Here is a 15,426-nt window from a genome sequence, read left to right on the forward strand (position 1 = left end):
CGACGCTCTGTGCCGTTGGCAGGTGTTCGAGGATGTGGCGCAGCCAGGCGTAAGGCTCTTGGCCGTTGGCCTTGGCGGTTTCGATCAGGCTGTAGATCTGTGCGCTGGCCGTGGCGCCCTTGGGCGTGTCGCTGAACAACCAGTTCTTGCGACCGATGACGAACGGGCGGATGGCGTTTTCGGCGCGGTTGTTATCGATGGGCAGGTTTCCACCTTCGACGTAACGCACCAGCCGGCCCCAGTTGCTGGCCAGGTAGTTTACGGCCTTACCCAGAGCCGTCTGCCCAGCAACCTGCGGCTGGGTCTTGTCCAGCCAGGCCTTGAGTTGATCGAGCAGCGGTTGGCTGCGTTGCACTCGGGTGGCCTGCCGCTCGGCATCGCTGGCGTCCTTCAGTTCACGTTCGATGCTGTAGAGCTTATTGATCAGGTTCAGCGCCATGTCGGCACGGCCGGTCTTGCCCTTGGGCTGCACTTTCTGCGCCTCGACGAACTTGCGCCGCGCATGCGCCCAGCAGGCCAACCGCTCGATGCCCTCTTGCACGGCCACGGCGTTGTAGCCAGCGTAGTCGTCAGTCATCAGGTAGCCGTGATAACCATCGAGCAGGCGCAGCGGTACCTCCTGCGCGCGGCTGGTGGTGTAGTCGAAGAGGATCACCGGCTTATCTGGCGGCCCGCCGCTTTGCACCCACATCCAGGACTGCGCGGTGGGATCGCGTCCGGGTTCGTGCAGCACCTGCAGGCGGGTTTCGTCACAGTGCAGCACCGGGTAGTCCAGCAGTTTGTCGCGCATCAGGTTGAGCAGCGGCTGCAGCTGCTCGCCACTTTGGATCACCCAGCGCGCCAGGGTCTGGCGGGGAATGTCGATGCCGTGGCGACCGAGCATTTTCTCGAAACGGTACAGCGGGATGCCGTCGGCGTACTTGGTGGTCAGCAGCATCGCCAACACGCTGGGACTAGCCAGGCTCTTCTCGATCAGTTGGGCCGGTTTGTCGGCGGTGACCGGTGCGGTTTCGCAGGCCTTGCAGGCGTAAGTCTTGCGGATATGACGGATAACCCGCACCTGCATCGGGATGATCTCCAGTTGCTCGCTGGTCTCTTCTCCAATCACCTGCTTGCAGGCGCCGCAGGCGCAGGTCAGTTCGTGCTCGGGCAGTTCATGGACGACTTCGACGCGCGGCAGATTGGCCGGCAGCGGCTTGCGCTTGCCACGACGCTTGATCGGCGCAACGACTTCTTCGGCTTCAGCTTCGGCTGGCTCGGCAGTCGGCTCTTCGACCAGCTCTTCGGCCTCGTTGAACATGGCCAGCTGCGGTGAGTCGGCATCTTCAGGGCTGCGCTCGGACTTGGGTGAGAACAGCTTGTGCCGCAGCAGGGCGACCTGCTCCTGCAATTGCAGCACCAAGGCCTTGAGCAGGACGGGATCGTTAGGAAGGTTGTCGGCGCCAAATTTCATGGCGCTGGATTATACCGGCTCAGGCCACGAACCGCGGCGTCAGTACCTGGTGCGGACGATTGCGCCACAGGTCAATTCCGTCGAGCAGCCAGTTCAGTTCGTCAACCGTCAGCTCGATGGCCTCGTCGCCTGCATCGGGCTTGGTCTTGAAGCGCTCGGCTTCCAGTCGCTTGAGCCACAGGCAGAAACCGTTGCGCTCCCAGTAGAGAATCTTGACCTGGCTGCGCGTGCGATTGAGGAACACGAACAGCACCGGGTTGAACACTTCCACCTTGATGTCCAGCTCGACCAAGGCGGCCAGGCCGTTGATGGATTTGCGGAAGTCGACGGGCTTTGGGTAGAGGTAGACCTTCTGCACCTTGGCATCGGGACGCATCATGGGATGAACTCCAGTGAAAACGGGAGCTCAGCATCCAATGATCTGCGGCCTATGGGCAGGTGGGGTTTATGGAGCGCTTACGCAGCATCGGCAATATCAAGCTTCAGCAGCAGCTGACTGAAGCGGCAGCGTTCAGCTTCAGCGAAGAGGACTACTGGCGCGTTCGCGATGCCTTGATTGCCGATGGTGTGCTGGGTAAAGGCCAAGGCCGTGGTGGCTCGGTATTTTTGGCTCAGCCCTCCGCTAGCAAGCCTGCATCCCTAGCAGACCAGGTAGTGGCCAAACATCGCCCACAGCCTGAAGCCCCTCAGACGACTTCGGATGCTGCTCTAGGCGCAGATCCTTACGGCACCTATCAGTACGACACCAAAGCCACCAGTCGCCCTGATGTCGGCGTGCAAGAGCAATTCAATGCCAGAAAGCCCCCCAAGCAATACCGCTACGACTCCAGCCTGGCACCCGAGCTGTGCTGGGATGAAAACGCCGAGCGAGACTTTGCCGAATGGCTGCTCAACCTGGTGGCTGAAGCCGCAGAAAAAGGCGAAGCCAGCGTCTTTACCGAAGAACAGGTATGGAAAGGCAATGGTGAACGCTTTAACAGCCTGAGCCAGTGCGTGGCACGCCTCAAAAGCCTGACCCAACCCTTCCTCAACTGGGCAGGCAAAGCTGAACGCCAGCAAATCAGCGTGCCCACCGTACCGCTCTTTGTTCACGAGCGGCATTCGACACAGAACATCCTAAAGACGCTCGAATCCCACCGGGCCGCCGGCACCATGCTGGATTTGTTTGGCGACAACGCCGACAAGGACATTGCCGACCAACTCGATGCCTACACCCATAAGGAACAATGGGCCAACCGCCTGATCCTCGGGGACTCCCTGCAAGTGATGAACTCCTTGCTGGAGTATGAGGGAATGGGAGGGCAGGTTCAGATGGTCTATTTCGATCCGCCCTATGGAATCAAGTTCGGTTCTAACTTTCAGCCTTTCGTAAGAAATAATAAAGTTGATCATGGAAAGGATGAGTTTTTGACCAGAGAGCCTGAAATGGTCAAGGCTTATAGAGATACTTGGGAGTTAGGGCTTCACTCCTATCTTTCCTATATCAGGGATAGGTTGTTTTTGGCAAAGGAAATGCTTAATGAATCCGGCTCAATATTTCTTCAAATATCGATGGATAACATTCATCACGTAAGAGAAATCATGGATGAAATTTTCGGTGCAGATAATTTCATATCTATGATTTCATATACTACCTCCGGTGGGTTTGCCAGTTCTAAGCTCAGTCGAGCGGGCGATTTTATTCTTTGGTATGCGAAGAATAAATCTGTAATGAAATTTAATAGGCTCTATTCCAAAAAAGATCAGCCCATTGGTGATCCTGCCTCCAAATACGACCAAGTTGAACTTCCTGACGGCGTTAGGCGAGCATTGACCCGTGAAGAGAAAATTGGCCTCGAACAATTGCCGGAAGGATCAAAGGTTTTCCAATGTGACAATATAATTTCCCAAGGGGCTGCCAGTGGAGATAAAAGATACTTTCTCTATGATGGAATTAAATATGATTGTGGCGATAACAATCACTGGAAAGCCAGCGTTCCCAATGGAATGGACTCCCTTGCTTTAGCCGGTCGCCTTGCGAAAACAGGAAAGGGAAAGTTAAGGTATATTCGATATTTTAATGACTTCCCAATGGCTCAATATACAAACATATGGACAGATATTGGTGGTGCTGTTCAGAGTCGATCAGACCCTAAAATTTATGCGGTTCAAACTGGAACATCTTTGATTCAACGCTGTATGCATATGACGAGCACAGAGGGCGACTTAGTCCTTGATATCAGTTGTGGCTCTGGAACTACAGCCTACGTCGCTGAACAATGGGGGCGCCGCTGGATTACTTGTGACACTTCTCGCGTGCCCTTGGCACTAGCTCGTCAGCGCCTGCTGACGGCTACCTTCCCCTGGTACGAACTGAAGAACCCTGCTCGCGGCCCCGCAGGCGGCTTCGTTTACAAGCGCAGACAAAACCGTAAGGGCGAAGAAGTTGGTGGTCTGGTTCCTCGTATAACTCTCAAATCCATAGCTAATAACGAGGAGCCCGAAACCGTTACCCTGGTTGATCGCCCAGAAGAAAACAAAGGCATCACTCGCGTCTGCGGCCCCTTCACTGTCGAAGCCACCATCCAAGCCGCTCATTCCCTCGAAGTGGAAGGTACCCCTCAGGCAGCAGAGCAAGCCGCTGGCTACAACGCGCGTAGCTATCTGGATCGCATGATCGATATCCTGCGTCGCAGCCATAATCTGCGTTTGCCAGGCAATCGCAGCCTGAAGTTGGAACAGGTTCGCGTGTTGGACAATGAATTCCTGCACGCCGAAGCAGTGGACGAGCAGGAACAACGTATCGCTATCGTCTTCGGCCCTGAGGACGGTGCGATCAGCTCAGACCAGGTGTTCGAGGCCGCTAGTGAGGCGTACTTCCTCAAATACAGCCAGCTGTTCTTCTTTGGCTTTGCCATCCAGGCCAAAGCCCGTGAGCTGGTGGATGACCGCAAGCGTCTACGTTTGCCCTGTACCTATATCAGTGTGACGCCGGACGTGGCCATGGATGATCTGCTGAAGACCAGCCACACCGACCAGCTGTTCTCCATTACCGGCCTGCCGGATGCCCGTATTGTGTCTGCCGGACTGCGTGATGATGGCCGTGCGATGTACCAGGTAGAACTCCTGGGGCTCGACACCTTCCGCCCTGACACGATGGATACAGAGTCGGTTGAGCCGGAAAACCTGCCGTGCTGGATGCTCGATACCAGCTATAACGGCATGGCCTTCTGTGCCAGCCAGGTGTTTTTCCCGCGTACCGGTGCCTGGGACAACTTGCAAAAGTCCCTGAAGGGCCAGTTTAACGACAGCGTATGGGAACACCTGGCCGGTACTACCAGTGAGCCCTTTGTTGCTGACAGCAAAGGCCAGATCGCCATCAAGGTGATCGATGAGCGCGGTAACGAGCTGATGCGCGTGTTGAACGTGGCGGAGGCAGAGTAATGACCGGACGTACCGCCGTACCGGTCAGCGAAGTACCGGAACCCATTATCAACTCACCTTATGCGGAACCGACTCACCATTGGCAAGTGGCTGTCGGTAAGTCGCCTGTCAAAGCAGAAGGCCGCCGCCCGGCCTACTACTTTTACCGGGTGCCAGAAGGTGCCGGTACTGGTCGCAAGAACAAGCGGCAGGCCGAACTGCTCGGTGCAACTGATGTTGGCTCCCAGGAAGAGCTAGGACAGGTCAACCTTATCCGTCAGCGCCTTAATGAATGGCGAGCGGGTAAGTTGACGGGCACACCTTATGACGGTGCCTCTCGGATCAGCAAAGAGCTGATCGAGCTTTGGCGGTCTGAGGATCGCGGGCAGCGCCTGTTCTTTGCCCAGATTGAAGCCGCAGAAACCATCATTTTTCTGGTAGAGGCCGCTGAGGTCTACAAAAAGGGCCTCCTTGGTATCCCCAAAGACGAGCCAGGCCCAGAAGGTAAAGCCAAGGGACTGCGCGCCTTTACGCGTTACGCGAGCAAGATGGCAACTGGCTCCGGTAAGACCACCGTTATGGGCATGCTGGCTGCTTGGTCGATTCTCAATCGAGTTGCAGCGCCAACAGATGATCGCTTCTCCGATACGGTGCTGATCGTTTGCCCCAACGTCACCATCCGCGAACGCCTCAAGGAGCTCGATCCGCTCTTGGGCGACTTGTCACTCTACCGCACCCGCCAGTTGGTGCCCGTACAGCGCATGGAAGAGCTGCGCCGGGGTGAGGTGATGATCGCCAACTGGCACAAACTCGCCAAACTGGAGAGCAACACCGTCAATGGTGACTCGGCCAAGGTGGTGAAAACTGGCGAAGCGGTCGAGATCACCAAACAGTCGGGTAAGGACAAAGGCAAGGTCGAAGTTAAATACTTTGAGTCTGATGCTGCCTGGTTCAAACGCATGCGCCAGGAGCTAGGCACAGGCCGTGGCCGCAGCCCGCATTGGCTGGTATTCAACGATGAGGCTCACCATGCCTATCGTCGCGGTGACAACCTCGATGAAGAGGGCGAAACCTCCCTCGAAGACGATAAAGACACCGCCAAGAAGAATGCCAAAGAAGCCACCATCTGGATCGAAGGTCTCGACCGAATCAACAAGCTGGCTAACGGTCGCAAGAACGGCATCAATCTCTGCCTAGACCTTTCCGCCACGCCGTTTTACATCCAGGGCTCGGGTAACGAAGTCGGTAAGCCCTTCCCTTGGATCGTTTCCGACTTCGGCTTGCTCGACGCTATCGAGTCCGGCCTGGTGAAGATTCCTGAGCTGCCAACAGCTGATGTTGGCGGCACCGAGGAAGCTGCTTACTTCAACGTATGGCGCTGGGTAGAAGCCAAAGCCGAAGAAGATGGTCACGGTAAAAAGCTCACCCCACAGTTGGTGATGAACTACGCCAGTACGCCAATTACCCTGCTCGCAACCGACTGGTACAAGAAGTTCCAGGAGTGGGAGCTGCTGCATAAAGAGAAACAGCGCTACCCCATTCCTCCCGTGTTCATCGTGGTTTGCCGCGATACCAAGGTGGCCAAGGAAGTCCATGGTTGGCTCGCTAACAACGAGGGCGGCTACGGTGAGGCACCCGAGTGGTTCCGCAATGTGCCTGGCAAGGAGCTTACCGTTCGGGTTGACTCCAAGATCGCCGAGGAAATGGAAGCAGGCAGCGGTAGTGACGAAGTGAGGCGTATGCGCTTTATCCTCGACACTATCGGTAAGGCCAAATGGCCGGGCGATAAAGTGCCTGAAGAGTGGTCAGAACTGGTGCGCAAGCACAATGACAAGCTCAACAGCGACGACGATGAAGAAGAGGGCGATACCCAAGGCCTGCAATGGATCGACGAGCGTATTCCGCCTGGCCGGGACATTCGCTGCATCGTCTCCGTAGCCATGCTAGCGGAAGGCTGGGATGCCAACACGGTTACCCATATCGTCGGGTTGCGTCCATTTGGCTCTCAGCTGCTCTGTGAGCAGGTAGTAGGGCGTGCACTGCGTCGTGCGAGCTATGTCGTCAATGAAGATACAGGGCTCTTCACAGAGGAAACGGCCAAGGTCTTTGGTGTGCCGTTTGAGCTGGTTCCATTCAAAACCCGCTCGGTTAACCCGACGGTTTCAGAGCGCGAACAGCACCATATTTTCTCGATGCCTGAGCGTGAGCAGTACCGCATCGACTTCCCTATCGTCATGGGCTACCAGGAGGTAAACCAGTTCGATGTCGTGGTTGATTGGTCTCAAGTCGCCCAGGTCACTATCGACCCGCTGACTCTGCCCATGACTGTTCAGGTTGGCCAGATGGTCGCGCCTGATGGCCACCTGACCGCTTTTGGCGCAGGGAAGAAGTCCTCAGTGACGCTGGCTGAATGGCGCGATCTTTTCCGCGATCAGCAGGTTGCCTTCATTCTGGCCAAAGAAATCTGTAAGCAGTGGCGCACCGAGCGTGGTGACAGTGTGCCAATTGGAACGCTGTTTCCAAAGGTACTGAATGCCTGTGCGCGGTTCTTACGAGAGAAGCTGGTTCTGAAGGGCGACTCTTGTGCCTGCGACGTACTGGCCAGCGGTAACTACACCCAGTCAGTAATTGGCAGCCTCTACAACGCCTTGCAAAGCGGTACGGAGGAAAAGCACGGGTTCTTACCGGTCATTCCACAGGGTTCTGCCGGGCTCGGAAGCACGCTGTACGTGGACTTTCATACGACCAAGCCTGTGCGCGCAGTCACCAAGTGCCATCTGAATTTGATGGTGGCCGATACGGCTAAGTGGGAACAGAGCGCAGGCTTTCTGCTCGACATTCACCCAGGCGTCGTGAAGTGGGTAAAGAACGACCGTTTAGGCTTTGCCATCAGCTATCGCAAGCAGAACATCAAGCACAGCTATGTGCCTGACTTCATTGCTGAGCTAGATATCGGGATGAAAGTCATTATTGAGGTGAAGGGTCAGTACAACGATGACGCGGATCTCAAGGCCAAAGCCGCTCAACGCTGGGTTGATGCAGTGAACCGCAGCGGCGAGCACGGCCTGTGGCATTACATGGTCGTTCAGGATCCAAGCAAGCTGGGGGTTGAACTCAATCAACTCAGCCTGGACAAGCTTCAAGGAAACGCGGCTTAACCTGTTACAACCAGTGAGAGGGCAGCTCTAGAGAGTAGTTCTTGGCCACTGTATTGAGAGTGGCCAGGATCTCCTGATGGCGTTTGGCGTCTTCAGCTTGCCAAGAGGCTTTTCGTTCCAGCAGCCCCTTCAATTCGACCAAGTTATACATCCCCAGCCGGTGAAAATTCCCCCAGCTGGGAATTCCAAACAGGTTGTAGATCACCACGGTTGCATCTCGCTCACTGGCCAGGCGTTTCTCGCCAACCAGCTTTTCAGCGGCTTCCTTAGCATCGTCATGATCGTCGTAGGTATTCAGCAGTTTCACAGTGTCTCTCTCATAAAATTCATCCGCCATTTTACCGGATGGTTTGGGTAGTAAGGACAAGGAGAAAGTCATGGCAAAGCACGTCCCCTTCGCCAAAGCAGTCAACGTCGCAGAAGAGTGGGCATTTTCTCTGCTGAAAAACGCCCTCCCAGACCACTACTGGCTGCTGACCAACATCGAGCTGCTCACAGAAACCGGTCAGGCAATGGAAATCGATGCTGTCGTCGTCGGTGACTGGGGCGTGTATTTGATCGACGTGAAGGGCTACAGCGGGACGCTAGAAGCGGGGAAGGACGTTTGGCTACTGGATGGTCGCCCGGTTGATAATGCTTTGCGCAAGGCCAACCAGAACTCCCGTGTGCTTGCGGGCCGAATTCGTAACCGGGCTGGAATAGGTTTGTACGCGCCGTGGTGTCAGGGTGTAGTGCTTGTGACCGGCGATAAAGGTCATAGCATCTCGCTCATTAAAGATGAGCCTTCCCTACAAGTGTGGACGCCAGACGGGATCACCAAAGCGTTGACCAGTGCTGAGGGACTGACCGCTGCCAAAGCGTACGAGCTGATCGATGCTCAGCGCGAGCTTGTCCTCGCCACTCTTGGGCAATTGCGTCAGCAGATAGCCGAAAACAATAGATTCCAGCAATACCAAAAAACACAGTGTCTGCTCGATCAGAATGGCCTTGAGCTATGGATGGCCGAGTATCGCCTGGAGAACTGGAACTCCAAGTGGATGCTGAAAATCGTAAACCGCCCCAATTGCGAAAACCAAGAGCGGCGCGAACAGCTGCAAGCGCAATTGCGTGACGAGTTTCGGTTACTGCAAGAGCTGGCTGGGTTAACCGGTGTGACCTATAGCGCACCGCTGATTGATGATGGTGAGCTGATGGTTCTACCAATCAGCATGCCCAAGGGCAAACCTCTCTCGCTGGTTGATCTCTCGAAGTATTCCGATGAGTCAGCCAGGTCGACGCTGATTTCTGCCTTGACAGCTATCCAGGGCATCCATCGCCGTGGCGCCACACTGGGTAGGGTTTCCGCAAACTCGATCTATCTCACCGACGCGGGTGAGGTTTGCTTTATCGATGTCCTGAACAACCATAGCGCTGGCGACGATATCGACCTAATCACCTCGCTGTTTAAACCCTTGCTCGACACTCTTCACTGGAAAGTCTCCGAAAGCAACGATGCGGAAGGGCAGGTGGCCTCAGAACGCTTATCACACTTGATAGCTAGCCTTATGAGCGAGGGAGCTTCAACTGCACTTGCCTCATCAGACGCTCCTTTTGAGGCTGAGCCAGGAGCAGTTCTCGACAATCGTTATGAATTGGTCGAGCAGGTCGATGAGGATGCTTTCTCAAGCATCTGGCGGTCTCGCCACGTCGCTGGACGCTTCGATTGCGCGGTTCAGATTTATGACGATGCTGATGAAGTTTGGGAGCTGGTGGCTGATCAGTATCATCGGCTCGCTCAGATCTACCATCCTTCACTGGAGCGGGTATTCGATCTTGCTCGAATTCCGAACAGCGATGCTTACTTCATCAGTCGAGCATGGGCGAGTGGTGAGACGCTGTTTGACCAAGCCTCTATCAGTGCTGAGGCGTTCCGAAACTGGCTTGAGCAACTACTCGCGGGGCTTGGCTATCTACACAGACTGGGGTTCACCCATAGGAACATAACTCCGCTCAACATCCTCGTGGATGGCGTCAGAGCTACCTTGGTCGGCATGAGTTCCCTGCCAGCCGAAGATCGTCGAGTGGGTGATCTTCGATACAAATTTCCAGGTGTTATCGAACAGGGCTGGTCTGCTTTTGCAGATTTGTACGCGCTTTGGGGTTCATTACTGGATGGCCTACAGCCAGGCGTATTGAAGCAAGCAGGGGGCGACCTTGAGCGTGCGATACAGCAAGTCACTCACCCCGCGCTTAATGATGGCCTGAAAGCCAAAGTAGCGAAGCTGCTGCACGAAGGCACTGCGTTCCATGCTGATGACTACGTTGCATGGTTTGGTCTGGACATCACTGCCCAGCAGACCAAAGATCTACCCGACGCGTTTGCCAAAAAATGGGGCATCAGCAAGGGCTACATGACGTTCTTGGTTGTGGACATGTTGAACGATCAACGACCCCGCATTCGTAGCCAATGGGTTATCGATGCGTTGAGAACCAGGCGCATACCAGGAAACAAAACCAACAAAGCCTCTATGAATGCGACCTTCAGCAGAATGAAATCAGTCGGGATCGTTGAGGAGTACAAGACCAAGCATCGCCTGACTGTTGCCTTCTTGGCCGATTGGAACGCAGCCCAGTAGAGGCCTCAGCTAAGCAAAAAGCCCCTGCGGACTCGCGTCAGCAGGGGCTTTTACTTTCAAGCTACAGGCAAATTACTTTGGCCGAACCGCTTAACTTTGGCCGAAGTGGCAAATAACTTTGCCCGCCTACAATAAACCTTCACACATCCAGATTGGATACTGCCAGCGCGTTGCTTTCGATAAAGTCACGACGAGGTTCCACTGCATCGCCCATCAGGGTATTGAAGATCTGATCGGCAGCAATGGCATCCTCGATGGTCACCTTGAGCATACGGCGTACGGCAGGATCCATGGTGGTTTCCCACAGCTGATCCGGGTTCATCTCGCCGAGACCTTTATAGCGCTGGATACTATGGCGCTTGGTACTTTCCGTCATCAGCCACTCAAGTGCCTGCTTGAACGTACTGACCGGCTTCTTGCGTTCCCCACGCTGAACGTAGGCGCCTTCTTCCAGCAGGTTGTTCAGTTGCTCGCCCAGCTGAGTGACTGTCTTGTAGTCATTGCTGGCAAAGAAGTCACGATTGAAGGTGATGTAGTTGGCCAGACCGTGTGCCGTGATGGCTACTTCCGGCAGCCACAGATGGCGCTCACGATCCTCGCGCAGACTGACTTCATAGGTCTGCCCGGACTTTTCCACCGCCTTCAGGCGAGCCGAAAAAGCATCCAGCCAAGTCTGCATGGCAACCTGGTCAGCCAACTGTTCGACACTCACACGTGGCAGATAGACCATGTGCTCGGTCAGCTCCTGCGGATAGAGGCGCGACAGGCGCTTGAGCGTACGCATAACGGCACGATAATCACCCACCAGTTGCTCCAGCGCTGCACCGGAAAGGCCAGGGGCGTTCTCGTTGACATGCAGGCTGGCATCTTCCAAAGCCGACTGAGTCATGTATTCCTCCATGGCCTCGTCGTCCTTGATGTATTGCTCCTGCTTGCCTTTCTTCACTTTGTACAGCGGTGGCTGAGCGATATAGATATAGCCGCGCTCGATCAGCTCTGGCAACTGGCGGAAGAAGAAGGTCAACAGCAGGGTGCGGATGTGCGAGCCGTCGACGTCAGCATCGGTCATGATGATGATGTTGTGATAGCGCAGCTTGTCGATGTTGTATTCCTCGCGCCCGATGCCGCAGCCCAGCGCGGTGATCAGCGTGCCGACTTCCTGCGAGGACAGCATCTTGTCGAAGCGCGCCTTCTCGACGTTGAGGATCTTGCCCTTGAGCGGCAGGATGGCCTGGGTCTTGCGATTACGCCCCTGCTTGGCAGAGCCGCCTGCGGAGTCACCCTCCACGATGTACAGTTCGGAGAGGGCAGGGTCTTTCTCCTGACAGTCGGCCAGCTTGCCGGGTAGACCGGCAATATCCAATGCGCCCTTGCGACGGGTCATTTCTCGCGCCTTGCGCGCAGCCTCGCGGGCACGCGCGGCATCAATCATCTTGCCGACCACGGCTTTGGCTTCGTTGGGGTTTTCCAACAGGAAGTCGGCGAAGTACTTGCCCATCTCCTGCTCGACTGCGCTCTTCACCTCGGAGGAGACCAGCTTGTCCTTGGTCTGCGAACTGAACTTGGGGTCCGGGACCTTCACCGAAATGATGGCGGTCAGCCCCTCACGAGCATCATCGCCAGTGGTGGCGATCTTGAACTTCTTCGCCAGGCCTTCCTGCTCGATATAGTTGTTCAGGTGGCGGGTGAGGGCAGAGCGGAAACCGGCCAGGTGGGTGCCACCGTCACGCTGCGGAATGTTGTTGGTGAAGCAGAGGATGTTCTCGTTGAAGCTATCGTTCCACTGCAGTGCCACCTCCACACCCACACCGTCTTCCTCACGCTGTACGCAGAAATGGAAGACTTGGTTGACGATGGTCTTGTGGGTATTCAGGTACTCGACGAAAGCCTTGAGGCCACCCTCGTACTTGAACAACTCTTCCTTGCCCGTGCGTTCATCCTTGAGCAGGATGCCGACACCGGAGTTGAGGAAAGACAGCTCGCGCAAACGCTTGGCCAGGATGTCCCAGCTGAAGTGAATGTTCTTGAAAGTGTCTTCGGACGGCTTGAAGTGAATCTGCGTGCCGGTTCCTTCGCTGTCGCCGACGGCGGCGAGTGGAGCCTGCGGTACGCCATGCACGTAAGTCTGTTCCCAGATCTTGCCGCTACGGCGAATGGTCAGCACCAGTTCCTTGGACAGCGCGTTGACCACTGAGACCCCCACGCCGTGCAGGCCGCCGGAGACCTTGTAGCTGTTGTCGTCGAACTTACCGCCGGCGTGCAGCACGGTCATGATGACCTCGGCAGCGGAGACGCCTTCTTCCTTGTGCATGTCGACTGGGATACCGCGACCGTTATCACGCACGGTGATCGACTCATCGGTATGGATGGTGATGCTGATATCCGAGCAATAGCCAGCCAGGGCTTCATCGATGGAATTGTCCACCACCTCGAACACCATATGGTGCAAGCCGGTGCCATCATCGGTGTCCCCGATGTACATACCCGGACGCTTGCGTACGGCATCCAGGCCCTTCAGCACCTTGATGCTGGAAGAGTCGTACGTTTGGTTCTCGCTCATGCTTCACTCCCGATGGTCGTGGTCTGGGTAATACGGCCATGTTCCACGTGGAACATGGCAACTGGCGTATCCGTGCGCCAGCCATCCCTCAACAATTCATGGTCTACGCAGGTGATAAACACCTGGCAATTCAAATCCTGCAACAAGCCACACAAGGCGTGGCGATGCTGCTCATCCAACTCCGATGGCAAGTCATCCACCAGATAAATACATTGCTTACGCCGGGCCCGATTAACCAGATGCCCCTGAGCAATACGCAATGCACACACCACCAGCTTCTGCTGGCCGCGTGACAACACATCCACGGCATTATGCCCCGCCAGACGCAGACGCAAATCCGCACGCTGCGGGCCGGCCTGTGTATGTCCGAGCTGGCGATCACGCAACAGGCTGGCGTCCAGTACGGCTTGCAGTTCACGCTCCTTATCCCAGCCACGGAAGTAGCTGAGCGTAAGGTCTTGCAGAGGCAACAAGGCGGCCAGCGTTTGCTCGAATACGGGCTTCAAGGCCTGTAGATAGTCACGCCGATAGCCATCAATCTCTTCGCTGGCCAGGCACAACTCACGATCCCAGACTGCTTGCGAAACGCTGTCAAGTGTACCATGCCGCAGCCATGAGTTTCGCTGGCGCAGGGCCTTCTGCAGGCGCTGCCAGGCCGACAGGAAACGAGGTTCCACGTGGAACACTCCCCAATCGAGAAACTGCCGGCGTATCTTTGGCGATCCTTCCAGCAAGCGAAAACTATCCGGGTTGATCAACTGCAGCGGCAACAACTGCGCTAACTGAGCCGCACTGCGGACGTTTTCGCCATCGATACGAATCTGCAGATCACTGTGCCGATCACGGGCAATACCCAGGCTGCTGAGCTGCCCATCTTCACGCTGCAACTGGGCAAATACGCTACAGCTTTCCTGCTCGTACTGGATAACCGGTTGCAAACGCGTACTGCGAAAGGAACGTGCCAGGGCAAGCAGGTGAATAGCTTCCAAGACACTGGTTTTACCACTGCCGTTGGCGCCATAGAGAAGGTTGATGCGAGGGGAGGGAAGCAGGGTCACTGGGTGCAGGTTACGCACCGCAGTGACCGTGAGACGGCTAAGGGCCATGGAAGGTTACAGGCGCATCGGCATCACGACGTACGCGGAATCATCGTTGTCGGCTTCCTGCAGCAGGGCACTGCTGTTCGCATCAGACAGAATCAAACGTACCTGCTCGGTGCCGATCACACCCAACACATCGAGCAGATAGCTGACGTTGAAACCGATTTCTAGATTGCCGCCGTTGTAATCGACCAGCACTTCTTCTTCAGCTTCTTCCTGTTCCGGGTTATTGGCCTGGATCTTCAACAGAGCATTACTCAGCAGCAGGCGGATCCCACGGTACTTCTCATTGGAAAGAATCGCCGTCCGACTGAAGGCTTCTCGCAATGCCTGGCGATCCCCCAGCACCAGCTTGTCGCCACCACGCGGCAGCACACGCTCGTAATCCGGGAACTTGCCATCGACCAGCTTCGAAGTGAAAGTGAAGTCTCCCGTGGTGGCTCGTACATGGTGCTGACCAAGGACAATGCTCACTTCGGCGTCCTGCTCGGTGAGCAGACGGGCCAGTTCGAGAATCCCCTTGCGCGGCACGATGACCTGATGCTTGCCATCCTGCTGAATATCCGCAGCTACCGAGCACATCGCCAGGCGATGGCCGTCGGTAGCTACCGCACGCAGCAGACCACTGCTGACTTCCAGCAACATACCATTGAGGTAGTAGCGCACATCCTGCTGTGCCATGGCGAAGCTGGTCCGCTCGATGATACGCCGCAGCTTGCCCTGGGCCAGGCTGAAGGTCAGCGCACCGGCACCTTCCTCGGCTTGCGGGAAGTCACTGGCGGGCAGGGTCGTCAGGGTGAAACGACTGCGCCCGGCCTTGATCAGCAGTTTCTGCTCATCGACACGTATATCGATCAGCGTGTCGTTCGGCAGGCTCTTGCAGATATCCATGAGCTTGCGCGCCGGTACGGTGATCTCGCCCGACTCAGCTGGCTCTTCCAGCGTAACCCGCCCCACCAGCTCGACTTCCAGGTCGGTACCGGTCAGTGACAACTGCTGGCCTTGCACCACCAGCAGAACATTGGACAGAACCGGCAGGGTCTGGCGGCGTTCGACGACACCGGCGACCAGTTGCAGGGGTTTCAACAGGGCTTCGCGCTGGATGGTGAAATGCATGGTCTAGTCCCTTGCCTATCAA

The 15,426-nt window shown here is 56.1% G+C and carries 8 protein-coding genes and 1 pseudogene; 3 read left to right on the forward strand and 6 right to left on the reverse strand.

The window, feature by feature from the left end:
- Together tnpC and tnpB are read right to left on the reverse strand one after the other, a co-directional pair.
- The coding region (tnpC, locus tag CW360_RS12075; protein ID WP_101193244.1) for an IS66 family transposase at positions 1 to 1,453 on the reverse strand (1,453 nt) is incomplete at its 3' end.
- 19 nt (positions 1,454 to 1,472) lie between these two features.
- Positions 1,473 to 1,832, reverse strand: coding sequence for an IS66 family insertion sequence element accessory protein TnpB (tnpB, locus tag CW360_RS12080; RefSeq protein ID WP_058151328.1), 360 nt, complete (start codon positions 1,830 to 1,832; stop codon positions 1,473 to 1,475).
- A gap of 68 nt (positions 1,833 to 1,900) precedes the next feature.
- Here tnpB and CW360_RS17125 point away from each other — a divergent pair, with 68 nt between their 5' ends.
- Both CW360_RS17125 and CW360_RS12095 read left to right on the forward strand, forming a co-directional pair.
- Entirely contained in the window at positions 1,901 to 4,876 is a 2,976-nt protein-coding gene (locus tag CW360_RS17125) for a site-specific DNA-methyltransferase (protein ID WP_101193878.1), read from the forward strand.
- The gene (locus CW360_RS12095; RefSeq protein ID WP_101193879.1) at positions 4,876 to 8,013 is read left to right on the forward strand and encodes a BPTD_3080 family restriction endonuclease; all 3,138 of its coding nucleotides are present in this window, start codon (positions 4,876 to 4,878) and stop codon (positions 8,011 to 8,013) included. Before CW360_RS17125 ends, CW360_RS12095 begins: the two co-directional genes overlap by 1 nt.
- A 4-nt stretch (positions 8,014 to 8,017) precedes the next feature.
- Here the strand turns inward: CW360_RS12095 and CW360_RS12100 are convergent, their stop codons facing one another.
- Complete coding sequence (locus tag CW360_RS12100) at positions 8,018 to 8,320, reverse strand: hypothetical protein (RefSeq protein ID WP_101193880.1); 303 nt, start codon at positions 8,318 to 8,320, stop codon at positions 8,018 to 8,020.
- Positions 8,321 to 8,390: 70 nt separating this feature from the next.
- Here CW360_RS12100 and CW360_RS12105 point away from each other — a divergent pair, with 70 nt between their 5' ends.
- On the forward strand, positions 8,391 to 10,628 hold the full coding sequence (locus CW360_RS12105; protein ID WP_101193881.1) for an NERD domain-containing protein kinase family protein: 2,238 nt from the start codon (positions 8,391 to 8,393) through the stop codon (positions 10,626 to 10,628).
- A 139-nt stretch (positions 10,629 to 10,767) separates the two neighbouring features.
- Here CW360_RS12105 and gyrB read toward each other — a convergent pair whose 3' ends face one another.
- From gyrB to dnaN, 3 genes and pseudogenes are all read right to left on the reverse strand, one after another.
- On the reverse strand, positions 10,768 to 13,188 hold the full coding sequence (gene gyrB, locus CW360_RS12110) for a DNA topoisomerase (ATP-hydrolyzing) subunit B (RefSeq protein ID WP_093985475.1): 2,421 nt from the start codon (positions 13,186 to 13,188) through the stop codon (positions 10,768 to 10,770).
- 3 nt (positions 13,189 to 13,191) lie between these two features.
- Positions 13,192 to 14,294, reverse strand: a pseudogene (gene recF / locus CW360_RS12115) (DNA replication/repair protein RecF).
- Positions 14,295 to 14,300: 6 nt separating this feature from the next.
- Positions 14,301 to 15,404, reverse strand: a complete 1,104-nt coding sequence (gene dnaN, locus CW360_RS12120; protein ID WP_101193883.1) for a DNA polymerase III subunit beta — start codon at positions 15,402 to 15,404, stop codon at positions 14,301 to 14,303.
- Positions 15,405 to 15,426: the final 22 nt, after the last annotated feature.

Source organism: Pseudomonas fluvialis (assembly GCF_002835605.1).
In the GTDB taxonomy this organism is placed as follows: domain Bacteria; phylum Pseudomonadota; class Gammaproteobacteria; order Pseudomonadales; family Pseudomonadaceae; genus Aquipseudomonas; species Aquipseudomonas fluvialis.

Excerpts from the sequence above, each read along its gene's own strand:
- tnpB (WP_058151328.1), bottom strand. The coding sequence starts at position 1,832 with ATGATGCGTCCCGATGCCAAGGTGCAGAAGGTCTACCTCTACCCAAAG.
- CW360_RS17125 (WP_101193878.1), top strand. The coding sequence starts at position 1,901 with ATGGAGCGCTTACGCAGCATCGGCAATATCAAGCTTCAGCAGCAGCTG.
- CW360_RS12095 (WP_101193879.1), top strand. The coding sequence starts at position 4,876 with ATGACCGGACGTACCGCCGTACCGGTCAGCGAAGTACCGGAACCCATT.
- CW360_RS12105 (WP_101193881.1), top strand. The coding sequence starts at position 8,391 with ATGGCAAAGCACGTCCCCTTCGCCAAAGCAGTCAACGTCGCAGAAGAG.
- gyrB (WP_093985475.1), bottom strand. The coding sequence starts at position 13,188 with ATGAGCGAGAACCAAACGTACGACTCTTCCAGCATCAAGGTGCTGAAG.
- dnaN (WP_101193883.1), bottom strand. The coding sequence starts at position 15,404 with ATGCATTTCACCATCCAGCGCGAAGCCCTGTTGAAACCCCTGCAACTG.